The organism is Microbacterium marinilacus, from assembly GCF_019753765.1.
Taxonomy (GTDB): Bacteria; Actinomycetota; Actinomycetes; order Actinomycetales; family Microbacteriaceae; genus Microbacterium; species Microbacterium marinilacus.
In genome coordinates this window covers 55,997-82,739 of sequence record NZ_JAIJZW010000012.1, presented here as the reverse complement: position 1 = coordinate 82,739, position 26,743 = coordinate 55,997, and the positions used below count along the sequence as shown (strand labels likewise).

The following is a 26,743-nucleotide window of genomic DNA, read 5'->3' as shown; positions in this document are numbered from 1 at the left end:
TCGCTCCGGCGCGCGCCGGCCGTGCGGTCAGCGCGCGGTCAGACGTGCGACGGCTTCCGCGGCCGGCACGACCTCACGCTCGCCCGAGCGCCGATCCCACAGCTCGACCTCGCCGTCGGCCGCACCGCGCCCGACGACCAGCAGCTGCGGCACGCCGATCAGCTCGGCATCGCCGAACTTCACCCCGGGCGACACCTTCGGACGGTCGTCGAACAGCACGTCCAGGCCGGCGGCCTCGAGCTCCCCGGCGATCCTCTCGCCGAGGTTCAGCGCGTCATCCCCCTTGCCAGTCGCGACGACGTGCACGTCGAACGGCGAGACGGCGGCGGGCCAGACGAGGCCCTTGTCGTCGTTGTTGAGCTCGGCGATGGCGGCGAGGATGCGCGTCACGCCGATGCCGTAGGAGCCCATCGTGACCGTGACGAGCTTGCCGTTCTGGTCGAGCACCTTCAGCCCGAGCGCCTCGGCGTACTTGCGGCCGAGCTGGAACACGTGGCCGATCTCCATGCCGCGCTCGAGCGTGATCGGCGTGCCGTCGGGCGCGATGTCGCCCTCGCGGAGCGTCGCCGCCTCAACCACGCCGTCGGGTGCGAAGTCCCGCCCCGCGACGAGCGAGTGCACGTGCTTGTCGACCTCGTTCGCGCCGGTGATCCAGGCCGCGCCCGTGGAGACGCGGGGATCGACGAGATACCGGATGCCGGAGGCTCCCTCCTCGCCGAGCAGCGCGCCGTCGGCCGTCCAGGGCCCGATGAAGCCGCGGACGAGCAGCGGGTGGGCGGCGAGATCCGCCTCGGACGCCGCCTCGACCTCGGCGGGCGCGAACGCCGCCTCGACGCGCTTCATGTCCACGTCGCGGTCGCCGGGCAGACCGATGACCACGAGCTCGCGCGTCCTGTCAGGGTGCACCAGCGCCAGCACGACGTTCTTCAGCGTGTCGGCCGCGGTGACCTCGTGGTCGAGCACGGCGTTCGCGTGCTCGACGAGCGTCGCGATGGTGGTGGTGCCGGGCGAGTCGAAGACCACGGGCGCACCCTCGGGGATCGCCAGAGGCTCGGGAGCGCGCGTCTCGAACGCCTCGACGTTGGCCGTGTAGCCGCCCTCGGACCGCACGAAGGTGTCCTCGCCGATCGGCGTGGGGTGCAGGAACTCCTCCGACTTGGAGCCGCCCATCGCGCCGGCGTCGGCCTTGACGATCACGTACTCCATGCCGAGGCGGCGGAAGATGCGCTCGTACGCGTCGCGCTGCGCCTGGTAGCTGGCGTCGAGGCCCTCGTCCGACGAGTCGAACGAATAGGCGTCCTTCATCGTGAACTCGCGCCCGCGCAGGAGGCCGGCGCGGGGGCGCGCCTCGTCGCGGTACTTGTCCTGGATCTGGTAGATGGTCAGCGGCAGGTCCTTGTACGACGAGTACAGGTCCTTCACGAGCAGCGTGAACGCCTCCTCGTGCGTCGGCGCGAGCAGGTAGTCGGCGCCGTGGCGGTCCTGCATCCGGAAGATGCCGTCGCCGTACTCCGTCCAGCGTCCGGTGGCCTCGTACGGCTCGCGGGGCATCAGCGCCGGGAAGTGCACCTCCTGCGCGCCCGCGGCCGCCATCTCCTCGCGGACGACCTGCTCCAGCCGCGCCTTGACCCGCAGGCCGAGCGGCAGCCACGCGAAGATCCCCGGCGCCTGCCGCCGGATGTACGACGCGCGCACCAGCAGCCTGTGGCTGATGACCTCGGCGTCGGCGGGATCCTCCCGGAGGGAGCGGAAGAAGAACGAAGAGAGCCGCGTGACCATAAGGGCTCCAGTCTAGGACCCGGCACGACGCGGGAATCGCGGCGGGCTCCGGGCCGACACGCCGCGGATCTGGCCCCGTCCGGGCCGTCTCATCCTGCGTCGGGCACGACCACGGGATGACGGATGTCATGCCGGCGTCGTGACGGGCGCCGCAGCGGCCGGGCTCGGCGACACGGGACGCTCGAGACATGGCAGACATCAACGCGGCCGAGCGCCGCGATCCGGGCCCCGCGGCCGCCGCCGATCCCGCGATCGACCTGACGGGCCTCGTGCGGCGCTTCCGCACCGCCGCGGGACCCGTCGTGGCTGTCGACGGCGTGGACCTGCGCGTCGAGCGCGGCGAGGTGGTCGCGCTGCTCGGCCCGAACGGTGCCGGGAAGACGACGACGATCGACATGCTGCTCGGCCTCGCCTCGCCCGACGCGGGCAGCGTCCGCGTGCTCGGCCTGCGGCCGCGCCGACAGACCGCCGCCGGGCGCCTGGCGGCCGTGCTCCAGACGGGCGGCCTGCTCGCCGACCTCACCGTGCGCGAGACGGTCGCCGCCGTCGGCGGGCTGCACGCCTCGGCCGGCCGGATGGGCTCGCGGCGGGCCGTCGCCGCGCGGATCGAGGAGGCGATGGCGCGCGCAGACCTCACGGGGATCGCGCGACGCCGCATCGGCCGCTGCTCCGGGGGCGAGCAGCAGCGGGTGAAGTTCGCCCTCGCCCTGCTGCCCGACCCCGACGTGCTCGTGCTGGACGAGCCCACCGCCGGGATGGACGTGACCGCACGGCGACGGTTCTGGGACGCGATGCGCGCCGACGCCGACGCGGGCCGCACCATCGTCTTCGCGACGCACTACCTGGAGGAGGCCGAGCAGTTCGCGCGGCGCACCGTCGTCATGAGCCGCGGACGCGTCGTCGCCGACGCCCCGACGGCGGCTCTTCGCGCGTCGCTCGGCGGCCGCGTCGTGTCGGCTCTGCTGCCGTCCGACACCTCGGCCGCCGAGGGCCTCGTCGCCGAGCTACGCGCGGACACGGACGTCGCCGAGGTGCGCGTCGACGGCGGCCGGATCACCGCGCGCACGGCCGCGTCGGACGTGCTCGCCCGGCACCTGCTGGAGCGCGGCGCCACCGACCTCGAGATCACCGCCCCCACCCTGGAAACCGCCTTCACGGCGCTGACGGAGGACTGACCCTTGCTCTTCTCCCCCACGCTCTACCGCGTCGAGGCGCTGCGCCAGCTGCGTAACCCCTACACCCTCGCGTTCACGCTCGCGATGCCGGTCGCGATGTACCTGCTGTTCGGCGCCGGCGCCGACTACGCCCGGCTCAGCGCCGGCCACGGCAACGTGTCGTTCTACGTGATGGTCTCGATGGGCGCGTTCGGCACCGCGACCGCGATGAGCTCGCTGAGCTCTCTGGCCGCGTCCGAGATCGGGCAGGGATGGGGCCGTCAGCTCGCGCTGACACCCTTGACGATGCCCGGCTACGTCGTCACGAAGCTGCTCACGTCGATGTCGTTCGCGGCGCTGTCGGTCGCGGCGGTGTTCGTCGCCGGGGCGCTGTCCGGCGCCGAGGCGGACGACGCCTGGCGGTGGGCGGCGGCCGCGGCGCTCATCCTCGGCGGTGGGCTGATCTACGGCCTGTTCGGGACGGGGGTGGGCCTCGCGTTCAACGCCGACTCGGCCGCGGCGCTCGCGTCCATCGCGATCACGTTCTTCTCGTTCTTCGGCAACGTCTTCATCCCCCTCGAGGGGGTGCTGCTGGACATCGCCCACTACACGCCCCTGTACGGCTACGTCGCGCTCGTCCGCTGGCCCGTCACCGACGGCGCGCTCATCGCGGGCGGATCCGACCCGCTGTGGGCGGTGCTGCTCAACTTCGCCGCGTGGACCGCCGCGTTCGTCGCCCTCGCGCGCATCGGCATGCTGCGCTCGCGGCGCCGTCGTTAGGCTGTGCGCGTGACACCCGCGACGCAGGCCGGAGGGGCCGGAGGCCGCGCGCACGCCGACCCGTGGGAGCGCTACGGCTGGCTGATGGCCGCCGTGTGGCTGATCTTCCTGATCTACCCCGTGCTCGCGCTGGCGGCGTCGGAGCAGCACGTCGCCTGGCGGGTGCTCGGCTGGGCGGCGCTCGTGGCGTTCGCCGTGCTGTACGTCACCGGCCTCATCATCGGCATGCGCGCAGGATGGGGACGCGCCCCACGCACGGTGTACGCGATCTTCGCCGCCACCGTCGTCTGCGTGCTCGGCACGCTGCCCGCCATCGGCACGCAGGCGCTCAGCTTCATCCCGTTCCTCATGGCCTACGCCTCGTACGGCATGGGCAGGGCGTGGCACTGGATCGCCTCCATCGGCGGCGTGGCGATCGCCGTCGTCGTGCTCGTGGCGACCGGCCGGATGGAGGGGCACCTGCAGGTGCTGATCATCGTCGTCCTGATGGCGCTGGTGAACACCATCAACACCTGGCTCATCGGACGCTCCGTGGCCGCCGAGGAGGTGCGGCTGCGGCTCGCGACCAGCGAGGAGCGCGGCACGATCGCGCGGGATGTCCACGACCTGCTCGGCCACTCGCTGACGGTCGTGAAGCTGAAGGCCGAGCTGGCGGCACGGCTCGTCGACGCCGAGCCGGCGCGGGCGAAGGCAGAGCTGACCGAGATCGCGAGGCTCGCCGGCGAGGCGATCGCGGGCGTGCGCACCACCGCGACCGGCCTGCGGGCCACGGATCTGCGCACGCAGCTCGACGCGAGCGAGGCCGCACTCGGCTCGGCGGGCGTCGCCGTGCGCACCGAGGGCGACATCGGCGCGCTGTCGCCCGCGCAGTCGCTCACGGCGGCGTGGGTGCTGCGGGAGGCGACGACGAACATCCTGCGGCACGCGCGGGCCGAGACCGTTCGCATCGCGATCGAGCCGGGCACGCTCACCGTCGACGACGACGGCACCGGCGTGCGACGGCCGGCCGGCAACGGCCTGCGCGGCATGGCCGAGCGCGCCGCCGCGGCCGGCGCCGCGCTGCGCGTCGGCGCCGCGCCGACGCGGGGCACGCGGGTGGAGCTGCGCTGGTGACCGCTCCGATCCGCGTCCTGCTGGTCGACGATCAGGCGCTCATCCGGGGAGCGCTGGGCGCTCTGCTCGACCTCGAGGACGACCTCCTCGTGGTGGGCGAGGCGGCGGACGGCGCCCAGGCCACGGCCGAGGCAGCGCGGCTGCGGCCGGACGTCTGCCTGATGGACGTGCAGATGGCGGGCGTCGACGGCATCCAGGCCACGGCCGCCGTGCGGGCGGCCAGCCCCGGCACACGGGTGCTGATCGTCACGACGTTCGCGCGCCCAGGGTACCTGCGGGCCGCGCTCGAGGCGGGCGCGAGCGGGTTCATGGTGAAGGACGCGCCCGCCGACCAGCTGGCGGGCGCCGTCCGTCGCGTCCACGCGGGCCTGCGCGTGGTCGACCCGGCGCTGGCGGAGGCGTCGCTGTTCGACGGCGCCAACCCGCTCAGCGAGCGGGAGCAGCAGGTGCTGCGCCTCGCCGCCGACGGCCGCTCGGTCGCCGCGATCGCCGCCGAGGTCTTCCTGTCCTCCGGCACGGTGCGAAACCACCTCTCCGCGGCGATCGGCAAGACCTCCGCCGAGAACCGTGCCCAGGCCGCGCTCGTCGCGCGTGACAAGGGATGGATCTGACCGACCCCTCCGGCACGATCGGGGTCGCACGCGTCACACTCTGCGCCCGGCGTCCGACACCTCTCTGGGCGCCCTCTCGCGCCCGCCGAACCGGAGGAGACGAGACGCATGACACGGATCGACATCGGACGCACGAACAAGCTCGGCTACGGCGCCGTGATCGCTCTGGAAGGGTACGTCCGCTCGCGGGTCGACGGCGACCTGTACGAGCTGATCAAGATGCGCGCGTCCGTCCTGAACGGATGCGGCTTCTGCCTCGACATGCACGCGACCGACGGCGCCAAGCGCGGCATCCCGCGGCGCAAGCTGATGGCGGTCGCCGCCTGGCAGCACGCGCGGCCGATGTTCGACGGCCGTGAGCGCGCCGTGCTCGCCCTCACGGACGCCGTCACCCGCATCGGGCCCGACACGGTGAGCGACGAGATCTGGGACGACGTCGCGCAGCACTTCGACGATGCCGGCCTCGGCGCGCTGGTGCTCGCGATCTCGACCATCAACGTCTGGAACAGGATCGCCGTCGCCACGGGGATGGAGCCGCCCGTCGACGCCGCCCATCCGCTGGCGTGAGCGCGAGCGACGCGGTTACGGTGGGGACCGTGCCCGCCGCTCCGACCGCCGCCGCGCGGGCGTGGCGGGACGAGCGGGACCGGCTGGTCGGCATCGCCTACCGGATGCTCGGCGACTTCGGCCACGCCGAGGACGTGGTGTCGGAGGTCGCGATCGAGGCGCTGCGAGCCGAGCCGTCGGGCGAGGTGCGCTCGTGGCCGGCGTGGCTCACCACGACATGCGTGCGCCGGTCGATCGACCGGCTGCGGCAGCTGGCGTCGGCCCGGGAGGAGTACCCCGGGCCGTGGCTCCCCGAGCCCGTGGCGACGGACCGGCTGCCGGAGGACGTCGTGGCCGGGCGGGAGCTGCTGAGCATCACGATGCTGCACCTGGCGGAGCAGCTGGCGCCGGACGCGCGCGCCGCGGTCGTCCTGCACCGCGCCTTCGGGATGAGCTCGGTCGAGATCGGCGCCGTCCTCGGGCGAACACCGGCAGCGGTGCGCCAGCTGGTCTCCCGCGCCGAGCGGAAGCTCGGGCTCGACGAGCACGCGTCGATCGACCCCGCGGCCGACACCGCCGCGCTCGACCGCATCGTGACCGCTCTCGAACGGGGCGACGTCGCCGGGGTGCTCGCGCTGCTCGACGACGACGCCGTGCTGTGGACCGACGGCGGCGGCCGGGTGCGGGCGGCGCTCAACCCGATCTTCGGACGCGAGCGCATCTCGCGGTTCTTCGTCGGCATCGTCGAGAGCGCGGTCGCCGCCGTTCCGGACGCGCCGATCTCGGCCGCGGCGATCGCGGTGAACGGGCAGGCGGCCCTCTCGCTGACGGTCGCGGGGGTGGGGTCGGTGATCGTGGTCGAGCACGCGCCGTCCGGCGCGATCCGCGGCGTGCGCATGATCCGCAACCCGGACAAGCTCATGCGCGCGCTGTGAGCGCCGAGCGTCGCCGCGAGGCGGCGCCCGGGCCTCAATAGGCTGGCCGCATGCCGGCACGCTACGCACGCCTGTCCCCGTCCGCCGTCCGCACGCAGCTCGCCGACGCGCTGGCCCGGCTGCGGGGCTCGCTGGAGCTGCCCGAGGGCTTCCCCGACGAGGTGATCGCCGAGGCCGACGCGGTCGTCGCCTCCGGCGTGGCGGTGGACGGGTCGGACGAGACGCGCGCCGACCTCCGCGACGTGCCGTTCCTGACGGTCGACCCGGAGGGCTCGCGCGACCTCGACCAGGCGCTGTGCGTGCAGCGGGAGGACGACGGCTTCGCAGTGCTGTACGCGATCGCCGATCTCGCCGCCTTCGTCCGGCCGGGCGGTGCCATCGACCAGGAGGCACGCCGGCGCGGGCAGACGCTCTATGCGCCCGACGGCTCGGTGCCCCTGCATCCGGAGACGCTCTCTCACGGCGCCGCGTCGCTGCTGCCCGAGCAGGATCGGCGCGCGTACGTGTGGCGATTCGCGGTGGACGCGGCCGGCGCGCTGCGGGCGCCGGCCGAGCCGCCGGTCCGCGCCTGGGTGCGTTCGCGGCGGCAGTGGACGTACGCAGACGCGCAGGAGACGATCGACGCGGGCACCGCCCCCGAGCCGCTCGCTCTGCTGGCGGCGCTCGGTCCCGCGCTCGTCGCTCAGGAGGCGGCGAGGGGCGGTGCCAGCCTGAACGCCCCGGAGGAGGAGATCGTCGCGACCGACGACAGATACGACCTGCGGGCGCGGGCGATCGTGCCGCTGGAGCTCTGGAACGCGCAGCTGTCGCTGATGACGGGGATGGCCGCGGCGGCGATCATGCTGCAGCGGGGCTCCGGCATCCTGCGCACGCTGCCGCCGGCACCGGCCGACGCGATCGCGGAGCTGCGGCGGCGCGTCGCGCTCATCGGCCGTCCGTGGCCCGAGAGCCAGACGTACGGCGACTACCTGCGCGGCGTCGATCGCGACGACCCGGCCGCGCCCGCCGTCATGCACGCGGCGAGCGCGCTGTTCCGCGGCGCCGACTACGTCGCGTTCGACGGCACCCCTCCCTCGCAGCCGACGCAGGCGGCGATCGGCGCGCCGTACGCACACGCCACCGCTCCCCTGCGTCGCCTCGTGGACCGCTTCGTACTGGCCATGTGCACTGACGCGCCCCCGTGGGCCCGCGAGTCCCTCCCCGAGCTCGCCGAGACGATGCGCCGGTCGAGCGGCCTCGCCGGGCGCCTGGAGTCCGCGGCCGTCGACCGCGTCGAGGCCGCGGTGCTGCACGCGCACGTCGGCGACGTCCTCGACGCCGTCGTCGTGTCGACCACGTCGAGCGGCTCGCGCGTGCAGATCGCCGACCCGTTCGTCATCGCCACGGTGCCGGAGGCCCGCGAGCCGGGCTCGGAGATCCGGGTCCGCGTGGCCGCCGCCGACATCGCGGACGGCTCGGTGACGCTTCAGGTCGTCTGATCGGAGACATCCACCCCGTCACACGCATGGCGCCCGTCGCTACGCTCGGGGGATGGAGTTCAGTCTGTGGCTGCCCGCGAACCTGGCCTGGCGAGACCTGCACGCGGCGGCGACGCACGCGGCGCGGACAGGCGGGTGGCGGGGCCTGTGGCTCGAGGACCACTTCATGGACAACGGCGCCGAGCCCAACGACGGGGCGCGCGGCGAGTGCCTGACCCAGCTGACGGCGCTCGCAGCGACGGTGCCGGACGTGCGGATCGGCTCGCTGGTGCTCGGCAACACGTACCGCCATCCCGCCGTGGTCGCCAAGCAGGCCGCCGCGCTCAGCGACGTCTCCGACGGGAGGTTCGTGCTGGGGCTCGGCGCGGGATGGCAGGAGAACGAGCACCGCGCGTTCGGCATCGAGTTCGGCGACGTCCCGAGCCGCATCCGCTGGTTCCGCGAGTCCCTGCAGGTGATCTCGGGGCTGCGGGACGCGGAGGGCGGCTTCACCGACTTCGCGGGCGAGCGCTACCGCCTGGAGCACGCGTCGCTCAATCCCCGACCGCACTCCCGCCTGCCGATCCTCATCGGCGGCAAGGGCGAGAAGGTCATGCCGCGGCTCGTCGCCCGGTATGCCGACGAGTGGAACCTGTGGTCGACTCCCGCGCCCTACGCCGAGAAGAACCGGATCTTCACCGCCGCGCTGGAGGACGCCGGGCGCGACCCACGGTCCCTGTGGCGCACCACGCAGGCTCTCGTCTTCTTCGACGACGCCGCGAAGGCTGCGGTCGTCGACGCCAAGGGACGCGCCGCGATCGGGGGCACGTCGGCCGAGATCGTCGACACGATCGGCGCCTACGCCGAGGCGGGCGTCGACGAGTTCATCCTGCCGCTCACATCGCTCGCCGACGTCGCCCGGATCGCCGACCTCGGCGACCGCTTCCTCGCGGAGGTCGCCGGCGCCTTCCGGTGACGGCTCCGGGCGCCCCGTCCGCTCGGCTCAGAGCTGGAACTCGGCAACGACCGACGCGGAGACCTCCAGGTCGGGCGTGGTGATCTCGGCGGGCGCCGAGTCGGCCATGGCCATCGCCGCCCCTCGCGCGTAGGTGCCGGCGAACCCGCCGCCTCCGCCCGCTCCGTGCAGGTGGCTCTCGATGACGCGCGCCAGTGCCAGGTGCACGCCGCCGCCCGGCCGGATCGCCTCCGCGTACGTCAGCGCCCGCTTCGTCGCATCCGCGATCGCGCCTGCCGCGGCCTCCGCCTGCAGCCCGGTGCGGGTGGCCTCCGTGAGGGACCACTGGACGGGGCCCACCGCCACGCCCTCCCGCGCCGAGAACCCGGCCACGTCGTCGGCCAGCATGGCCAGGTCGGCGTACTTCGCCTCGATCGTCGACGACGCGCGATGCGTCGTCACGGGCTTGGGGTGCTTCTGCGTCGGGTCAGGGGTGTAGGCCCACACCGAGATGCGCCCCGCGTCGTACCAGGTGGCGGCGCCTGCCTCGCGACGTGCCCTCACCGCGGCCGCGACCTCGTTGTGCAGGTCAGCGTGCGTCCGCACCACCCGATCCCGATCCGTGCCCTTCAGGCTGACCGTCAGCTGGAGTGTGCCGCGCTCGGCGGCGCGATAGATGCGATGCGAGCCCTCGACGGTGATGCTGGTCATGCTCGGAGCCTATCCCCGCGTCCGTCCGCGCCTCAGGCGGTGACCACCTGGGCCGTGCCGAGCTGGGCGTCCGGGCCCATCTCGTCGGCGATGCGGCGGGCCTCCTCGATCAGCGTCTCGACGATCTCGGCCTCGGGCACGGTCTTGATGACCTCGCCCTTCACGAAGATCTGGCCCTTGCCGTTGCCGCTCGCGACGCCGAGGTCCGCCTCGCGGGCCTCGCCCGGACCGTTCACGACGCAGCCCATCACGGCCACGCGCAGCGGCACGGTGACGTCCTTCAGCCCCTCGGTCACGTTCTCGGCGAGGGTGTAGACGTCGACCTGCGCGCGTCCGCAGGAGGGGCAGGAGACGATCTCGAGCTTGCGCTCGCGCAGATTCAGCGACTGCAGGATCTGGTGGCCGACCTTGACCTCCTCCGCCGGCGGTGCGGACAGCGACACGCGGATGGTGTCGCCGATGCCCTCGCCCAACAGGATGCCGAACGCGGTGGCGCTCTTGATCGTGCCCTGGAACGCCGGGCCCGCCTCGGTCACGCCGAGGTGCAGAGGCCAGTCGCCCCGCTCGGCGAGCTGACGGTAGGCCTTCACCATCACGATCGGGTCGTTGTGCTTGACCGAGATCTTGAAGTCGTGGAAGTCGTGCTCCTCGAACAGGCTCGCCTCCCACACCGCCGACTCGACGAGCGCCTCGGGCGTCGCCTTGCCGTACTTCTCGAGCAGCCGGCGATCGAGCGATCCCGCGTTCACGCCGATGCGCAGCGACACGCCCGCGGCCTTCGCCGCGTTCGCGATCGCCCCGACCTGATCGTCGAACTTGCGGATGTTGCCGGGGTTCACGCGCACGGCGGCACAGCCGGCGTCGATGGCCTGGAACACGTACTTCGGCTGGAAGTGGATGTCGGCGATGACCGGGATCTGGCTCTTCTTCGCGATGATGTGCAGCACGTCGGCGTCGTCCTGGCTCGGCACCGCGACGCGCACGATCTCGCAGCCTGAGGCCGTGAGCTCGGCGATCTGCTGCAGCGTGGCGTTGATGTCGGTGGTCGGGGTCGTGGTCATCGACTGGACGCTGACGGGGGCGTCGCCCCCGACGAGCACCTTGCCCACCTTGATCTGGCGGGACTTCCGGCGCGGAGCGAGGGTTTCGGGGACGCGGGGCATCCCGAGGTTCACGGCTGGCACGCCTCAAGGTTACGCGCCCCGGGTGAACCCCGGCTGGACGCGGGCATGCTGCCACCTGATGCTCAGCGCGCGCTCCCCGCTGTGGTACGTTTCCGGCATGTCCGCGAACCTCACCACCTGGTGGCCCGCCTCCTAGGCGGCGCTTTCGCGAACTCGAGACAAGACCGCCGCTCCAGGCGGTCTTTCTGTTTGTCAGGCCGCCGTACCGCTAGGAGACACCCGATGACCGGGCCCGCCGCCACCGCCGACCTGATCCACCGCCTCGCCGCCGACCCCGACGCCTCGTTCGCGCTGATCGCGCGCGCCGGCGCGAGCGGCGCGGTCGAGGACGTCGAGGTTCTCACCGGGCCCGTGCTCGACGTCGAGCTGCTCGCCGACATCCCGCTGCACGGCGACGACGGCGCCGCCCGTGAGGTGCTGGCCCTGGTGCCGTACCGGCAGGTGCGCGAGCGCGGCTTCGAGGCCCACGACGACGGGGCGCCCCTGCGGACGCTCCTCGTCGAGGCGCATGAGCGGCTGCCGCTGCACGAGGCGATGGCCGTGCTGCCCACGGATCCGATCCCCCTCTCGGCGGCGGGCTTCGACATCCCCGATGAGCAGTACGCGCAGATCGTCCGCCGGGTGATCTCCGACGAGATCGGCCGGGGCGAGGGCGCGAACTTCGTGATCCGGCGCGACTACGTCGCCGGGGTCGACGCCTCCCCCCGCGCCGCGGCGCTGACGTGGTTCCGCGCGCTGCTCGAGCACGAGCGCGGCGCGTACTGGACCTTCGCGATCGTCACCCCCGGCCACGTGGCGGTCGGCGCAAGCCCGGAGGCGCACGTCACCGCCGTCGCCGGGGCCGCCGGCGAGCCCAGCACCGTCACGATGAACCCGATCTCCGGGACCTTCCGCCACCCCGCGGGCGGCGCGACGGTCGACACGCTCGCGACGTTCCTCACGGACACCAAGGAGACCGAGGAGCTCTTCATGGTGGTCGACGAGGAGCTCAAGATGATGAGCGCCGTGTGCAGCGACGGCGGCCGCATCACCGGGCCGCATCTGAAGGAGATGTCGCGCCTCACGCACACCGAGTACATGCTGCGCGGCACCAGCCGGCTCGACCCCCGCGACATCCTCCGCGAGACGATGTTCGCGCCGACCGTGACCGGGTCGCCGATGCAGAACGCCTGCGCGGTGATCCGGCGGCACGAGCTCACCCCTCGCGGCTACTACTCGGGCGTCGCGGCCCTGTTCACGCCGCGGGAGGACGGCGGGCACGACCTCGACGCGCCGATCCTGATCCGCACGGCCTACCTGGTGGACGGACGCCTGCGCGTTCCGGCGGGCGCGACGCTCGTGCGTCACTCCGACCCGCAGGGCGAGGTCTCCGAGACGCACGGCAAGGCCGCGGGCGTGCTCGGCGCCATCGGGGCGGTGCCCCGCGCCGCCGCCGCGGCGGCGCCCGTCTCCGCCGACGACCCCGACAGCCCGACGCCGCCGACGGAGTCGCGCACGCGCGCCGCTCTCGCTGACGACCCGCGCATCGCCGAGCTGCTCGCCTCGCGCAACGCCCGCCTGGCGCCGTTCTGGCTGGAGCCGCAGGGCACGGATCCGGGGCCGTTCGCCGGCACGGGCGCTCTGGTGATCGACGCGGAGGACCGCTTCACGACCATGCTCGCGCATCAGCTGCGCCACCTCGGGCTGGAGGTGCGGATCGCCCACTGGTCGGAGGCGACCGATGCCGAGGTCGACGCGGCCCGGCTCGTGGTGACCGGCCCCGGCCCTGGGGACCCTCGGGACGCGGCGAGCCCGCGCATCTCGCGCATGCGGGAGATCGTCGGGCGCCGGCTCGCGACCGCCGCGCCGCTGCTCGCGGTGTGCCTCAGCCACCAGATCCTCAGCGATCGGCTCGGCATCGGCCTCGCCCCGCTCGCCAGCCCCCATCAGGGCCTGCAGAAGACCGTCGACGTGTTCGGAGAGCCGGCGTCGATCGGCTTCTACAACACCTTCACCGCGCGTGTGCTGCCCGGCGTCGCACGGCTGACGCCGAGCGAGACGCGGGTCGGCGCCGTGGGCACCGTCGAGATCGCGGCCGATCCGTCGACCGGAGACGTCTACGCGCTCCGCGGCCGGGGCTTCGCCTCGGTGCAGGGCCACCTCGAGTCGATCCTCTCGCGCGACGGCATGCACACGCTCGAACGTCTCGTCGACCACGCCCTCGCCTGACCCCGACGGGCTCGACGACGGAGCCCCGGCCTTTCCCGGACGGGACGATGTCAGGCGGTGCTGCGCCGCGGGCGCTCCTGGGCGAGCACCACGCCCGCCAGCACGAGGACGCCGCCGACGATCTGCGGCACCGTCACGGCCATCCCGAGCAGCACGGTCGCGATGGCCGTGAACACCGTGATGAGGTTCAGCGAGACCCCGGCCTGTGCCGGCGGCACGTGCTGCAGCGCGTAGTTCCACAGCACGTAGGACACGATCGACGGGAACACCGCGATGTAGGCCAGCGACCAGCCGCCCGCCGCGGTCTGCGGCAGGCTGAGCCCCTGCACGAGGACGAAGGGCGTCAACCCGACGACCACGATCAGGCCCTGGGCGGCGACGGCGGAGATCGGCGGCAGGCGCGGGCCCGTGCGTCCGATGATCGTGTACGCCGTCCAGGCCACGATCGCGCCGACCATGATGAGGCTGCCGATCTTCGGCGGGTGCTCGAGGACGCTCAGCGGGCGCCCGCCCGAGATGATCCAGAGCACGCCGACGAACGCGAGCAGGATGCCGCCGACGCCCCGCCAGCCCAGGCGCGCGCCGAGGAAGACCACGGCGGCGATCGCGATGAGGGCCGGGTTGAACGCGTTGATCAGCGACAGCTGGAACGGCGTCTCGGTGTCGAGCGCCGCATACAGCAGCAGGTTGTAGCCGGCCACGCCGATGCCGCCCAGCACCAGCAGCCGCGGCCAGGCACGCGCGATCGAACGCCAGTCGGGACGCTCCACGAGCTGCGCGACGACGAAGAGGGGGACGACGGCGAGCGCCCAGCGCAGCCACGTCAGGCTCACGGGGTCCATCTCGGCGACGGCGATCACCCCGAGCAGGTAGTTGCCCGCCCACGACAGCGTCGCCCCGACCAGGGCGAGATAGCCGAGGGCGCGGCGCCGCACCGCCGCCTCGGCGGTCCCGTCGGGCATCAGCCGCCCGACAGGCGGATCGGGTTGAAGATGTCCGCGGCGAAGAGCAGCGCCCCGATGCCGACCATCAGCACGACGACGAGCAGGGTCACGGGCACCAGCCGGGTGGCGTCGGCCGGCGCGGGCTCGGGAGCACCGCGCAGGCGCGCCCAGCCCCGCTTCAGCGCGTCCCACAGCGCGATCGCCACGTGTCCGCCGTCGAGGGGCAGCAGGGGGATGAGGTTGAAGACGAACAGCGCGACGTTGACCGAGCCGAGCAGGCTCACCATCACCGACACGCGGTCCAGGATCGGCGCCTCGGTCGCGGCGACCTCGCCCGCGAGCCGGCCCACTCCGACCACGCTGAGGGGCCCGTTCGGGTCGCGCTCCTGCCCGGTGAAGAGGTCGACCGCGGTGTCCCACAGCCGCACCGGCAGCTGCGCGACGATCCCGATGACCGACTGCGCGGTCTCGAGGGTCGCCTGCGCGCCCGCCCAGATCGGCTGGCGCTGCCGCTCGATCGATGCGGTCAGACCGGCGAACCCGACGCTCTGCGTGGTGACCTCGCCGGCGTCGTCGGCGATCTCCCGCTGCGCGAGCACCGGCGTGAGCGAGAGGCTGACGGTCTCGCCGTCGCGCTCCACGACCACCGGGATAGCCTCGCCGGGGCTGTCCTGGATGATCGCCGACGCCTCGGCGAACGTCGACACCTCCTGCCCGTCGAGCGAGACGAGCCGGTCGCCGGGCAGCAGCCCGGCGGCACTCGCCGGAGAGGCGGGGTCGCCCGCCTGGCACTCGGACGCGGTGGACTCTGCCGGCTGCACGCACTCCGCGACCGCGTCTATCGTCGTGGTCGCCTGCTGCATCCCGATCCCGCTGTACAGCACCGAGAACAGCACGACGGCGAGCACGAGGTTCATGAACGGGCCGCCGAGCATGATGACGATGCGCTTCCACACGGGCAGCCGGTAGAAGGCCCTCGAGTCGTCGACGCCCTCCAGCGTCTCGGCGTTCGCGTCGCGCGCGTCCTGCACGAGCGTGGCGAAGACGCCCGACGCCCGGGTGCGCTGCTTCACGGGGGCGTACATGCCCGCCATCGACACGAACCCGCCGATGGGCAACAGCTTGACGCCGTACTCGGTCTCGCCGATCCGACGCGACCAGATGACGGGGCCGAGCCCCACCATGTACTGCCCGGTCCGCACGCCGAAGCGCTTCGCGGGGACCAGATGGCCGATCTCGTGCAGGGCGATCGAGACGGCCAGGCCCACGACGACCACGAGCACACCGATCACGAAAGCCACCACTGCCACGGGCTCAACGGTACTGCCCGCATCCTCGGAATCCGCCTACGGCAGCTGTGCGTGCGCTGTCCTCGGGAGGACCGGAGACGTCGGGGCGTCGTGGGTGCTCGCACCGGCGAGGGTGCGCACAGCGACCGGGAGTAGATTCGAGCGCATGAGGTCCCGGCAGCAGCGCGCTCTCCGTGGCGCGATCTGGGCCGGCGTGGCCACACTGCTCGCGGCGACCTCCCACACGCTGGCGGGCGGGGACGCGCCTGCGATCCTGCTGGTCGCCGCGATGGCGGTGCTGCTGACGCCGGTCGCCGGCGCGCTCGCGAGGCCCCGCCCCGGGCTCGGCCGCCTGGCGACGACGGTGACGGTGAGCCAGGTCGCCTTCCACGCCGTGTTCCAGCTGCTCGGCTCGCCGATCGATGTGTCCGGGGCCGGATCGGCATCGCACGCCCACCATCCCCTCGTGCTGACGCTGACGGTCGCCGACGTCCCGCCGCCCGGAGCGGGCATGTACGCCGCGCACGCGGTGGCGGCGCTGCTGACCGTCGCCCTGCTCTGGCGCGGAGAACACGCCGTGCGGTCGATCGCGCGCGCGACGGCGGCCGTGCTGCGACGTGCCGAGACCCCTCGCGTGCCGGTCACCCGGCCACCAGTCCTGACGCTCCGCCCCACGACCCGGCGCGGCATCGCGCGCGCCGTCCTCTCCCCGGTCTCACGGCGCGGGCCGCCGGCGGCGCTCGGCGCCTGACCGGCACGCCCGCACGACGCGACGCGTGCCGGGTCGGCGCACGCCGCCCTCGCGCGCGCCGTCCGTGGCATCGCGCACAGCCGCGCGCCCCGGACCCTCCGGCGCGCGCTCCGCAGAGACCTCAGGAGAGACATGTCCACCACCCGCACCCGCACCCGTCGTCCCGCCGCCCTCGCGGCGGCCGGCACCGTCCTCGCCGCCGGCCTGGTGCTCGCGGCGCCCCTCGCCGCCAGCGCCCACGTCACCGTGACGCCCGACGCGCCCGTCGCGGGAGGCTACGACGTGCTGACCTTCGCCTTCAGCCACGGCTGCGACGGATCGCCCACCACCGCCCTCCAGATCGACGTGCCCGAGGGCCTCGACGCCGTCTCGCCGACGGTGCAGGCGGGATGGGCGATCGACGTCGAGCGCAACGAGACGGACGGCCTCGTCTCGCGCGTGACGTACACCGCCGACGAGCCGGTCGAGAACGACCTGCGAGCGACGATCGAGCTCGGCGTCGCGTACGCGGCGGACGCCCCCGAGACGCTCGCCTTCCCGGTCGAGCAGATCTGCGCCGACGGCGCGACGTCGTGGACCGACATCGCCGCCGAGGGGCAGGACCCGCACGACCTCGACTACCCGGCTCCGGTCGTCACGCTGGCCGCCGCGTCCTCCGACGGCCACGACGGCCAGGACGGCCACGGCTCCGCGAACACGACGGAGCCGCAGGCCCCGGCATCCGAGGCCGCGGAGGCGGATCCGCTGCCGCTCGCCCTCGGCGCGGGGGGCCTGCTGGCCGGCGTCGCCGCGCTCGCCGTGTCCTTCGTCGCGTGGCGCCGCTCGGCCCGGCGCTGACCGCATGACGGTCGTCCCGTGCCCGGTCCCGTGCGACGGGTTCGGACGCGGGACGACCCATGGCCGACGGGCTGGAGCGGGGCGTCCGGGACGGCGGTCACGCGCATGCGACACTTGATGACGCCATGACGAACCCTCCCTCGAACCTGCCTCCGGTCCTGCGCCCCGAGAACCCGCCGCGACGGGCGCTCGCCGACCTCGCCGCCCGTTTCGGGGTCGCCTCCCACGGCGCGCTCGAGGGGGTCGAGATCACCGGGGTCACGCTGGCCACCGCCGATCTGCGCGCGGGCGAGGCGTTCGTCGCGATCCGCGGGGTCAACCGGCACGGCGCGGAGTTCGCGCAGGCTGCCGCAGACAAGGGCGCCGCCGCGATCGTGACGGACGCCGAGGGCGCGGAGATCGCCGCGCCGACGGGGCTGCCGATCGTGATCGTCGACAGCCCGCGCGGCATCCTCGGCGACCTGTCGGCGTGGGTCTACGGCAACGTCGTCGACGAGGCCGCCGGCCCGGGCTCCGGCATCCCTCTGCTGCTCGGCACCACGGGCACCAACGGCAAGACCAGCGTCACCCACCTGCTGGACGGCCTGCTGACGCAGCTCGGCGTCGTGTCGGGCCTGTCCTCCACCGCGGAGCGCCACATCGCCGGCGAGGTCATCGTGTCGCGGCTGACGACTCCCGAGGCGTCCGAGTTCCACGCGCTGCTGGCGCTCATGCGCGAGCGTCGAGTGGAGGCCGTCGCCGTCGAGGTGAGCGCCCAGGCCCTCAGCCGCCATCGCGTCGACGGACTCGTCTTCGACGTCGCCTCGTTCACGAACCTCACTCACGACCACCTCGACGACTACGCCGACATGGACGAGTACTTCGAGGCGAAGCTGCAGTTCTTCCGCCCGGACCGCGCGCGCCGTGGCGTGATCTCCCTCGACTCCGCGGCGGGCGCGGACGTCGTCGCGAAGGCGGAGATCCCCGTCGTGACCATCGCCACGCCGTCGATCGCGGCAGATCCGGCCGCCGCGTCGCGGGCCGACTGGATCGTCACGATCGACGACGAGGCGCAGACCGGCACGCGCTTCACCCTGACCGGCGCCGACGGGCGCACGCTCACCAGCACGGTGCCCGTGATCGGGCCGCACATGGCGTCGAACGCGGGGCTGGCGATCGTGATGCTGCTCGAGGCGGGCTACGCGTGGGACAGGATCGCGGCGACGCTGGATCGCGACGGCGCCATCCACGCCTATCTTCCGGGGCGCACCCAGCGCGTCTCGGGCGACGAGGGCCCGGCGGTCTACGTCGACTTCGGCCACACCCCCGACGCGTTCGAGAAGACCCTCGCCGCAGTGCGCCGCGTCACTCCGGGCAGGGTGCTGATGCTCTTCGGCGCCGACGGCGACCGCGACAAGACCAAGCGCCACGACATGGGCCGCACGGCCGTCGAGGGCAGCGACGTCGTGGTCGTGACCGACCACCATCCCCGTTTCGAGGACCCGGACGCGATCCGCGCGATGCTCCTCGAGGGCGCGCGATCCGCCGACCCCGCGCACGAGATCCACGAGGTGTCGCCTCCGGAGGCGGCGATCGTGAAGGCGGTGTCGCTCGTCGGCCCCGGCGACGCCATCCTGTGGGCGGGCCCGGGGCACCAGGACTACCGCGACATCCGCGGCGCGCGCACGCCGTACTCGGCCCGCGAGCTCGCCCGGCGCGCGCTGCGCGACGCCGGCTGGCCGGTGCCCGACCCGGCATGGCCGGTGCCGTACGACGCCTGACGCCGCGAGGACGCCCGAGGGGCTGGATCCGGCCGCCCGGGCCACGGATCGAGACCCGGAGAGTCGGTCGAGATCAGGAAGATTCCTCGGGGAGCCGACCATCCGCGGCCGATGTGCCTGTGCCGGGGAGGTACAGCCGTCCGGCGGCGCGGGGTGGTTCAGGCCGTCGCGGCGGAGATCATCCGATCGGCCTCCGCGCGAGCCCAGGCCTCGGCCTCGGCGAGCGACTCGCGGGCTAGCTCGCGCGGGGCGTCGTGCGCGTCGACGACCCGGCGGACGGTGTCGACGATGCCGGTGAAGGACAGACGCCCCTCGTGGAACGCGTCGACCGCCTGCTCGTTGGCGGCGTTGTACACCCCCGGGTAGGTGCGCCCGGCCGCGCCGACGTGCTTCGCGAGCGCGACGGCGGGGAACGCGTCCTCGTCGAGGGGCTCGAACGTCCAGGCGGAGGCGCGCGTCCAGTCGAGCGGGGCGCCCACCCCGGCGACGCGGTGCGGCCAGTCGAGGCCGAGCGAGATCGGCAGCCTCATGTCCGGCGGCGACGCCTGCGCGATCGTGGAGCCGTCCACGTACTCGACCATCGAGTGCACGATCGACTGGGGATGGACGACCACGTCGATCCGGTCGTACGGCACGTCGAACAGCAGGTGCGCCTCGATCACCTCGAGCCCCTTGTTGACCAGGGTCGCCGAGTTCGTCGTGACCATTCGTCCCATGTCCCACGTCGGATGCGCCAGAGCCTCGGCGGGGGTCACCTCGGCGAGCGACGCGCGGTCGCGGCCACGGAACGGGCCGCCGGACGCCGTGAGCACCAGGCGCCGCACCTCGGACGCGTCGCCCGAGCGCAGCGCCTGCGCGATCGCCGAATGCTCGGAGTCGACGGGAACGATCTGCCCGGGCGCGGCGAGACGCCTGACGAGCTCCCCGCCCACGATGAGCGACTCCTTGTTCGCCAGGGCGAGCGTCCGACCGGTCTCGAGCGCCGCGAGCGTCGGGCCGAGCCCGACGGAGCCGGTGATGCCGTTGACCACGACGTCGGCGTCGACGTCGCGCACCAGCTGCTCCGCCTCATCGGCGCCGAGGGCCGTGTGCTCGACTCCGAACTCGCGCGCCTGCGCGGCGAGGGCGTCGGCGTTCGAGCCGGCCGACAGCCCGACGACCGTGAAGCGCTCGGCGCTGGCGCGGATGACGTCCAGCGCCTGCGTCCCGATCGAGCCGGTGGACCCCAGGAGTACGACGCGACGCATGCGCGGTCTACTCGGTCGCCTCGACGTGCTGCACCGCGAGGATGTCGACGACGAACGTCAGCGTCTCGCCGGTGAGGTCCTGATCGTTGATCTCGCCCTCGCCGTATCCGTCGGCCGGCGGCATGGTGACCAGCACCTGCGATCCGACCGTCTGCCCCTCGAGGGCCTTCTGGAAGCCCGCGACGACGCCCGTCGTGCTCATCGGCGCGGCCGCGCCGGCCGCCCAGCTGGAGTCGAACACGCTGCCGTCGGACCACTTCACGCCCGCGTACTGCACGAGGACGAAGTCGCCCGACTCGACGACGTCGCCGTCGCCCGTCTTGAGCGTCGTGACCTCGGTCTCGGTGGGCGCGTCGGCGTCGGGCAGCGTGATGGTCGGCTCGCCGCTCTCGGCGAGCTCCACCGTCGGCTGGCCGTCGACGGGCTCCTCGGCGTCGCCCCGGGCGGCGGTCGGGGTGTCGTTGCCGAGCAGGTCGATCACGTAGACCGTGGCGGCCGCGGAGTCCGAGCCGGGCACGGTCGCGACGATGCGGGACCCGACGGTCGCGCAGCCGAACAGCTGGCCGGCACCGCTGTCCGTCGACAGCGGCTCGGGGAGGATCGGGTCGTCGTAGCCGACGCTCTCCAGCTGCTCGCCCGTGGTGGCGTCGAACACGGTCAGCGCGTAGTCCACGTTCTGTCCGAGCTCGAGCTGCTCACCGTCACCCTCGGACACGACGACGCGCTCCGGGGTCGTGATGTCGAGCTCGCCGTCCAGGGCGATGGTCGGCGTCTCGCCCGCCTCCCCCTCGACGGTCACGGCCTCGGCCGCCGCGCCGGAGGGCAGCGCCAGGCTGCAGAGGTCGGTCGCCTCCCCCGATGCGCTGGGGGTCGACTCCGGCGTCTCGTCGCCGGAGCATCCGGCGAGGGCGAGCGCCGTGACGGCGAGAGCGGACAGAACGACAGCGGGGCGAAGACGCACGAAGATACCTCGATCGGTCGGGAACCGTCCCATCATCCCCCATGCGGTTACGAACGCGCTGAGCGCCGGCAGGATCCGCCGCCGCCGACTCGTCGGATCGCGCGCGTGCGCCATGCCGGGCCGGGCATGGATCGCGCGTTACGCTCGTCGGATGAGCTCTGCGGAATCCGAGGAGACGGAACCCGACGAGATCGAGGTGCCGCACACGCCCAGCTGGTTCTACACGCTCGGGCGCCGCGCCCTCGCCCCTCTCGCCCGGTCGATCTACCGCCCCCGCGTCGAGGGTCGCGAGAACGTCCCCGAGACCGGAGGCGTCATCTTCGCCAGCAACCACCTGTCGTTCATCGACTCGATCGCCATCCCCGTCGCCGTCGCGCCGCGTCCCGTGCACTTCCTGGCGAAGTCGAGCTACTTCGAGAAGCCCGTCTCGCGCGCGCTGTTCAGCGCCGTCGGCGCGATCCCCGTGCGCCGCGGAGCCGGTCAGGCGGCGCTCGACGCGCTCGACCAGCAGCGCCAGATCCTCGAGACCGGCGCGGCGGTCGCGCTGTACCCGGAGGGCACCCGCTCGCTCGACGGCCGTCTCTACAAGGGGCGCACGGGCGTCGCGTTCCTGGCGCTGCAGTCCGGAGCGCCGGTGGTGCCGGTGGGGCTCATCGGCACCGACAAGGTCATGCCCGTCGGCGCGCGCTTCCCGTCGCTGCGCGAGCGCGTGACGATCCGCTTCGGCGAACCGCTCGACCTCTCCCAGCATGGTCCCGCGAGCTCGGGCAAGGCGCGCCGTACGGCGACCGACGAGATCATGGCCGCGATCCATGCCCTGTCCGGCCAGGAGCTCGCCGGCATCTACAACGAGGCCCCCGCGCAGTCGCCGATCGAGAAGATCAAGCGGGCGCTGCCGTACGAGCGCCGCTGAGCCGGCCCGTCGGCTGCTCCTCAGCCGACGGCGACCGTCGCCTCGTGGCGGACGGGGAAGTTCACCGACCTCGCGATGAAGCACCAGTCGTGTGCCGTGGCGTGCGCGGCCCGCGCCGCCTCGGCCATGGACGCGTCCGCGACCGTCACGCGCGGGTGGAGAACGACCTCCTCGAACTGGGCGCTGCCCTTGCCGTCCTCTCGCAGCAGGCCCGTGGCCTCGTCGACGTAGGACGTGACCACGACGCCCGCCTGCACGCACGCGTGCAGGTACGAGAGCAGATGGCACTCGGAGAGCGCGGCGACGAGCAGGTCCTCGGGGTTCCACCGCTCGGGGTCGCCGCGGAACGGCTTGTCGGACGACGCGAGCAGCGCGGGCTTGCCGTCGACCTCGAGCGTGACGTCGCGCGTGTAGTCGCGATATCCGGAGGTGCCGCTGCCGAGGTTTCCGGTCCAGGTGGCGGTGAGCGCGTAGTGGTGTTCGCCGGGCATGGCCCCAGTCTGGCATCCGCCTCGGACGCGGGCGCCGGGGCGGGCGGCGGCACGCCCGGGCGGGGCCTCGCGCGCTGGGTAGGCTGGGCGGGTGAGCGAGACATTCGGCGTGCAGGACGCGGTGGAGCTGGCGGTCGTCGAGCGCGGCGGATTCGTGGAGTCGCGCCATGCGGGCTCCGCGGTCGTCCTCTCCCCCGCCGGCGAGGTCGTCAGCGCCCTGGGCGACCCGGAGGCGCTCGTCCTGCCGCGTTCCTCTCTGAAGCCGCTGCAGGCCGTCGCGGTGGTCACCGCCGGCGCGCCGCTCGAGGGCGAGCGCCTCGCGATGGCGACCGCGAGCCACGCGGGCACCGACCGTCACGTCGGCGTGGTGCGCGACATCCTGTCGGCCGCCGGGCTGACCGACGACGCGCTGGCGTGCCCCGCCGCGTGGCCGTCCGACGCGGCGACGCGCGACGCCATGGTGAGCGATCACCTGGGGCCGTCCCCCGTCCGGCACAACTGCTCGGGCAAGCACGCCTCGATGCTGGCCGCCTGCGTGGCGACGGGCTGGGACGTGCACGGCTATCTGGACCCGTCGCACCCGCTGCAGCAGCACATCCGGGAGGTCGTGGAGCGGCTGACGGGCGAGAAGATCGCGGCGACGGTCGTCGACGGCTGCGGAGCGCCCGTCCATGCCCTCACGCTCGCCGGGCTCGCGCGGGGCGTGCACCGGGTCGGCACCTCGTCGGAGCGTTCGCCGTTCGCCCTGCATCGCGTGGCGGGCGCGCTGGTTCGCACGGTGCGCGAGAACCCGTGGGTGATCGACGGGCCGGGCCGCTCCGACACGTTCGCGATCGAGCGGTTCGGCGTGTTCTCGAAGCTCGGCGCCGAGGGCGTGCAGGTGATGGTGGCGCCGGACGGCACCACGGTCGCACTGAAGACGCTCGACGGCTCGCTGCGCGCGGCACCCCTGGTCGCCCTGACCCTGCTCGCGCGCGCCGGGGCGCTGGTGGAGAGCGATGTCGCGGACGCCGCGTCGCACGCGCTGTTCTCGGTGCAGGGCGGCGGCCGCGAGGTCGGCCGCATCCGCGCGACCGTCTGATCGGCGGCGGTGTCAGCGGTGCCGACGCCGTCCTGATCCGCGTTCTCCGCCTTCCGCTTCGCGCGGAGATATCGGCTTCCTCGGAGACGCTGGACGGGGATGGTCCGAAGAACACGAGATCTCCGTCGGAGCCGCGGCCTCGCGCTCAGCGCCGGGACGGACGCGGGTGTGCCGCTCACGGCAGCAGCACGCGCTCGGGCGGCTGCGTGTCGCGGAGCAGCCAGGCACGGGAGGCGCGGGTACGGGCGTAGGGCGGCAGGTCGCGCTCACCGAGAAGCGTGCGCAGCTCGGTGGCGCAGTCGGCTCCCACGACGAACGGGGCCGAGGCGCGCACGTCCTGCAGCAGCGACCATTGCCGCTGCCAGGCGTCGCCGTCGCCCGCGAGCACGACGCGCTCCGCGGCGCCGGCGAGCGCGTCGAGCCGGGCGCCCGAGGGGAGGGCGTCGAGCGGCACGAGCCGCACGCCGTCGCCCCACGCCGCGGCGAGCTGCTCTGCTCTGCGCCGGGCGGCGCGCAGCACCATGCCTGTGACGGCGTCGGTCGGCGCCCAGGTGCGCGGCGACGCGGGCTCTGCCGGCGCCGCCGGCGCGTCGGGCAGCGCGAACTGCACCTCCAGGCCGTCCAGGACCGCGCGCCCCGGCGGGCGGGACGGGTCGAACGTCGCCACGTCCCCGCCGGCGGCGGCGTGCTCGGCGCGCCCGGGCAGTGCCAGCAGCGCCCGGCGCGGCAGCAGGTCGGCGACGCGCAGGACGGCGCCGGACAGGCGCGCCGCCGTCAGCACGACCGTCGTGCCGCTCTCGCCCGCGTCGCGCACGATCTCCTCGATCCGCTCGGCAGCGGCCTGCGCGTACTCGGCCGGGTAGCGGACCAGCACGGCGTCGACGTCGTCGATCACGAGCAGGCGGGGCCGCGTGCGGTCCGCCAGCTCGAGCGCGTCCCACGCCGCCTCCGCGTCGCGGGGCACGACGATCGCCTCGCCGGGCGCTCCGCCGACGAGCGCTGCGACGGACGACCGGCCGGTGCCTCCGGCTCCCACCACCACGAGCCCTCGGTCGACGCCGGGCGTCAGCACCACCGGCAGCCTTCGCTGCCGTGCCGGATCGTCGGCGAGGCCGAGCAGGACGGCACCCTCCGGCATGACGTCACCGGCGAGTGCCGCGACCTCGCCGCGCGAGAGCTGTGTCGGCAGCGGCGGCAGCCAGGGCGCCGGCGGACGCGCGCGCCCGACGAATCGCTCCCTCGCCGCCGCGACGTCGGCGGGCTGCGACAACGCCACGCGGGTGAGGCGCGGGGCGGCGTCTCCGGCACGACGGATCCAGGCGAGCCCGCGCCCGTCCGCTCCGCCGGGCAGGGCCGCCGCGCCGTCCTCGCCGAGCAGCGCTCGACTCTCGGCGGGCTCCGTCATCCGCAGCCCGATGCGCAGCGGGCAGTTGGCGACCAGCGCGTCCCGCAGCACGCCGCCGGCGCGCTGGGTGCCGAGCACCAGATGCAGCCCGAGCGCCCGGCCGCGCGCGGCCACGTCGGTGAACACCGCGTGCAGATCGGGATGCTCCTGCAGCATCGCCGCGAACTCGTCGACGACGATCACCAGGCGCGGCAGCTCCGCCCGCGGATCGGACACGTCCCGCGCCCCGACGGCGCCCAGCGCGATCTCCCGGCGCCGGATCTCGGCGCGCAGGCTCTCGACGGCGCGGCGTGCGCCTCCGCCGTCGAGGTCGGTGATCACCCCGGAGACGTGGGGCAGCTCGCCGAGCGCCGCGAACGCCGTGCCTCCCTTGAAGTCGGCGAGCAGGAACTGCACCCGATCCGGCGGGAGGCTGCCCGCGAGCGCGGTCACCCACGTGAGGAGGAGCTCGCTCTTGCCGCTGCCGGTCATGCCGACGACGACCGCGTGCGGGCCGTCGGCCACCAGGTCGACGACGGCGGTCTCCGCGCCCTCCCGCCCGATCGCGCAGCCGAGCGCGCCGAGCGGCTCGCCGGTCGACGGGCCGCGCAGTTCGCCGAGGAGGACGGTGCCGTCCGCGGCGCCCGCCGGCACGGCGCGTGCGGTGAGACGCCGGGCGATCGCCTCCGCCTGTGGAGCCGACAGCCCCTCGGCCTGGACGTCGATCGCCGCGCCGCCCCACAGCACCCGGCCGCGGGCCACCCCGTCGACCTCGAGGAGCGCGCCGCAGGACGACGGGACGTCGGCGCCGGGCGCGACGATCGCGACGACGACATCCGCCGCGGTCGTCGCGATCGTCGCGGGGTCGCCCTCGACGAGCGCGACCCGCGTCGAGCCGCCCCCGGCACCCGTCCCCGCGCGGAGGCCGGCGCCCGGTGCCCAGTGGGGCATGGTCGTGGCCCAGCCCTGCTCGCGCTCCGGCGCCGCCACCATCGCCAGCTCACCCGGCGGACGCGACAGCGCGAGCTGCAGCACCAGAGCCCGGGCGACGGCCGCGGCGACGACCGCATCGCCCTGCACGGCCACGCCCGCCGACAGCGGCACCGTGACCGGCGCGTCGTCGAGCATGCCCGCGCGACGTCGGACCTCGGCGGCGACCTCGCCCTCTCCCCCGGTCACCCGCACGGCGCTCGGCACGGCCCCGCGTCCGACCACCATCTCGGTGCCTGTGCACCGCCACTGCCGCCGGGGGTCCGCGAGCAGCGTCGCGGCATCGGGGCTCTCACGCCAGCGGGTCGCCCGTTCCGCCTCGTGCCGCCGGTCGATCTGCTCGTTCGCCCGACGCAGCGCCTCGGCGTTCTCGCGCTGCGCCTCGCGGCGCCGTCGGCGGCCGCCGCGGGCGCGATCGACGAGCGACGCCACCGCCATCAGCGGCCCGAGGGCCGCGAAGCACAGCGCCATCAGCGAACCCGTGACGGCCCAGATCGCGACCGACGCGACCATCGGGACGAGTGAGGCGACGACCGGAGACGGCGCGCGCGGGGGCGGTGCCTCGGGCGGGGGCAGCACGATCGGGTCGCCCGCTGGTGACGGCGGCACGACCGCCGGCGTCGCGAGGCGCGGAGCGGAGGAGGCAGGCATGACGCCAGTCC

At 74.0% G+C, this 26,743-nt stretch carries 23 protein-coding genes; 14 read left to right on the top strand and 9 right to left on the bottom strand.

The features are described 5' to 3' along the window. Positions 1-27: 27 nt before the first annotated feature. On the bottom strand, positions 28-1,779 hold the full coding sequence (locus K5S26_RS16360) for a proline--tRNA ligase (protein ID WP_221860172.1): 1,752 nt from the start codon (positions 1,777-1,779) through the stop codon (positions 28-30). A 188-nt stretch (positions 1,780-1,967) separates the two neighbouring features. Between K5S26_RS16360 and K5S26_RS16355 the strand changes: the two genes are divergently transcribed. From K5S26_RS16355 to K5S26_RS16325, 8 genes are all read left to right on the top strand, one after another. After that, on the top strand, positions 1,968-2,954 hold the full coding sequence (locus tag K5S26_RS16355) for an ABC transporter ATP-binding protein (protein WP_221860170.1): 987 nt from the start codon (positions 1,968-1,970) through the stop codon (positions 2,952-2,954). Positions 2,955-2,957: 3 nt separating this feature from the next. Beyond that, positions 2,958-3,713 (top strand): ABC transporter permease, encoded by a 756-nt coding sequence (locus K5S26_RS16350; RefSeq protein WP_221860168.1) that lies wholly within the window; start codon positions 2,958-2,960, stop codon positions 3,711-3,713. Positions 3,714-3,722: 9 nt separating this feature from the next. Next, the gene (locus K5S26_RS19245) at positions 3,723-4,826 is read left to right on the top strand and encodes a sensor histidine kinase (protein ID WP_308123036.1); all 1,104 of its coding nucleotides are present in this window, start codon (positions 3,723-3,725) and stop codon (positions 4,824-4,826) included. Further along, positions 4,823-5,437, top strand: a complete 615-nt coding sequence (locus tag K5S26_RS18845; protein WP_308123035.1) for a response regulator — start codon at positions 4,823-4,825, stop codon at positions 5,435-5,437. Before K5S26_RS19245 ends, K5S26_RS18845 begins: the two co-directional genes overlap by 4 nt. Before the next feature lie 108 nt (positions 5,438-5,545). Next, a complete protein-coding gene (locus K5S26_RS16340) occupies positions 5,546-6,004 on the top strand; it encodes a carboxymuconolactone decarboxylase family protein (protein WP_221860166.1) in 459 nt (152 codons plus the stop codon). A 29-nt stretch (positions 6,005-6,033) separates the two neighbouring features. Continuing rightward, on the top strand, positions 6,034-6,918 hold the full coding sequence (locus K5S26_RS16335) for a sigma-70 family RNA polymerase sigma factor (RefSeq protein WP_308123034.1): 885 nt from the start codon (positions 6,034-6,036) through the stop codon (positions 6,916-6,918). Positions 6,919-6,968: 50 nt separating this feature from the next. Continuing rightward, complete coding sequence (locus K5S26_RS16330; RefSeq protein WP_221860163.1) at positions 6,969-8,396, top strand: RNB domain-containing ribonuclease; 1,428 nt, start codon at positions 6,969-6,971, stop codon at positions 8,394-8,396. A 52-nt stretch (positions 8,397-8,448) separates the two neighbouring features. Beyond that, positions 8,449-9,351 (top strand): LLM class flavin-dependent oxidoreductase, encoded by a 903-nt coding sequence (locus tag K5S26_RS16325; RefSeq protein ID WP_221860161.1) that lies wholly within the window; start codon positions 8,449-8,451, stop codon positions 9,349-9,351. 27 nt (positions 9,352-9,378) lie between these two features. Here the strand turns inward: K5S26_RS16325 and K5S26_RS16320 are convergent, their stop codons facing one another. After that, positions 9,379-10,041: an SIMPL domain-containing protein gene (locus K5S26_RS16320; RefSeq protein ID WP_221860159.1), complete on the bottom strand. Its 663-nt coding sequence runs from the start codon at positions 10,039-10,041 to the stop codon at positions 9,379-9,381. A 32-nt stretch (positions 10,042-10,073) separates the two neighbouring features. Beyond that, positions 10,074-11,204, bottom strand: coding sequence for a flavodoxin-dependent (E)-4-hydroxy-3-methylbut-2-enyl-diphosphate synthase (ispG, locus tag K5S26_RS16315; protein ID WP_221860191.1), 1,131 nt, complete (start codon positions 11,202-11,204; stop codon positions 10,074-10,076). 243 nt (positions 11,205-11,447) lie between these two features. On the opposite strand from ispG, the gene K5S26_RS16310 reads away from it, so the two are divergent. Further along, positions 11,448-13,433 carry an anthranilate synthase family protein gene (locus K5S26_RS16310; RefSeq protein ID WP_221860157.1) on the top strand — a complete coding sequence of 662 codons (1,986 nt, stop codon included), beginning with the start codon at positions 11,448-11,450 and terminating at the stop codon, positions 13,431-13,433. A gap of 50 nt (positions 13,434-13,483) precedes the next feature. Here K5S26_RS16310 and K5S26_RS16305 read toward each other — a convergent pair whose 3' ends face one another. Further along, entirely contained in the window at positions 13,484-14,395 is a 912-nt protein-coding gene (locus K5S26_RS16305) for a DMT family transporter (RefSeq protein WP_221860155.1), read from the bottom strand. Further along, a complete protein-coding gene (locus K5S26_RS16300) occupies positions 14,395-15,687 on the bottom strand; it encodes a M50 family metallopeptidase (RefSeq protein ID WP_221860153.1) in 1,293 nt (430 codons plus the stop codon). Before K5S26_RS16300 ends, K5S26_RS16305 begins: the two co-directional genes overlap by 1 nt. A gap of 145 nt (positions 15,688-15,832) precedes the next feature. Here K5S26_RS16300 and K5S26_RS16295 point away from each other — a divergent pair, with 145 nt between their 5' ends. The 3 genes from K5S26_RS16295 (at position 15,833) to K5S26_RS16285 (ending at position 19,014) form a co-directional block, all read left to right on the top strand. Continuing rightward, complete coding sequence (locus K5S26_RS16295) at positions 15,833-16,417, top strand: hypothetical protein (RefSeq protein ID WP_221860151.1); 585 nt, start codon at positions 15,833-15,835, stop codon at positions 16,415-16,417. A gap of 132 nt (positions 16,418-16,549) precedes the next feature. Then, the gene (locus K5S26_RS16290; RefSeq protein WP_221860149.1) at positions 16,550-17,254 is read left to right on the top strand and encodes a YcnI family copper-binding membrane protein; all 705 of its coding nucleotides are present in this window, start codon (positions 16,550-16,552) and stop codon (positions 17,252-17,254) included. A gap of 125 nt (positions 17,255-17,379) precedes the next feature. Further along, positions 17,380-19,014, top strand: a complete 1,635-nt coding sequence (locus K5S26_RS16285) for a Mur ligase family protein (protein WP_221860147.1) — start codon at positions 17,380-17,382, stop codon at positions 19,012-19,014. 158 nt (positions 19,015-19,172) lie between these two features. On the opposite strand, the gene dxr is transcribed toward K5S26_RS16285, so the two are convergent. Together dxr and K5S26_RS16275 are read right to left on the bottom strand one after the other, a co-directional pair. After that, the gene (gene dxr / locus K5S26_RS16280) at positions 19,173-20,261 is read right to left on the bottom strand and encodes a 1-deoxy-D-xylulose-5-phosphate reductoisomerase (protein WP_221860145.1); all 1,089 of its coding nucleotides are present in this window, start codon (positions 20,259-20,261) and stop codon (positions 19,173-19,175) included. 7 nt (positions 20,262-20,268) lie between these two features. Beyond that, positions 20,269-21,222, bottom strand: a complete 954-nt coding sequence (locus K5S26_RS16275) for an FKBP-type peptidyl-prolyl cis-trans isomerase (RefSeq protein ID WP_221860143.1) — start codon at positions 21,220-21,222, stop codon at positions 20,269-20,271. A gap of 151 nt (positions 21,223-21,373) precedes the next feature. Here K5S26_RS16275 and K5S26_RS16270 point away from each other — a divergent pair, with 151 nt between their 5' ends. Then, on the top strand, positions 21,374-22,135 hold the full coding sequence (locus K5S26_RS16270) for a lysophospholipid acyltransferase family protein (protein ID WP_221860140.1): 762 nt from the start codon (positions 21,374-21,376) through the stop codon (positions 22,133-22,135). A gap of 20 nt (positions 22,136-22,155) precedes the next feature. On the opposite strand, the gene K5S26_RS16265 is transcribed toward K5S26_RS16270, so the two are convergent. After that, a complete protein-coding gene (locus tag K5S26_RS16265) occupies positions 22,156-22,626 on the bottom strand; it encodes an OsmC family protein (RefSeq protein WP_221860139.1) in 471 nt (156 codons plus the stop codon). 91 nt (positions 22,627-22,717) lie between these two features. Here K5S26_RS16265 and K5S26_RS16260 point away from each other — a divergent pair, with 91 nt between their 5' ends. Beyond that, the gene (locus K5S26_RS16260; RefSeq protein ID WP_221860136.1) at positions 22,718-23,707 is read left to right on the top strand and encodes an asparaginase; all 990 of its coding nucleotides are present in this window, start codon (positions 22,718-22,720) and stop codon (positions 23,705-23,707) included. 175 nt (positions 23,708-23,882) lie between these two features. Here the strand turns inward: K5S26_RS16260 and K5S26_RS16255 are convergent, their stop codons facing one another. Continuing rightward, positions 23,883-26,732 (bottom strand): FtsK/SpoIIIE domain-containing protein, encoded by a 2,850-nt coding sequence (locus K5S26_RS16255; protein ID WP_221860134.1) that lies wholly within the window; start codon positions 26,730-26,732, stop codon positions 23,883-23,885. Between the last annotated feature and the right edge of the window lie 11 nt (positions 26,733-26,743).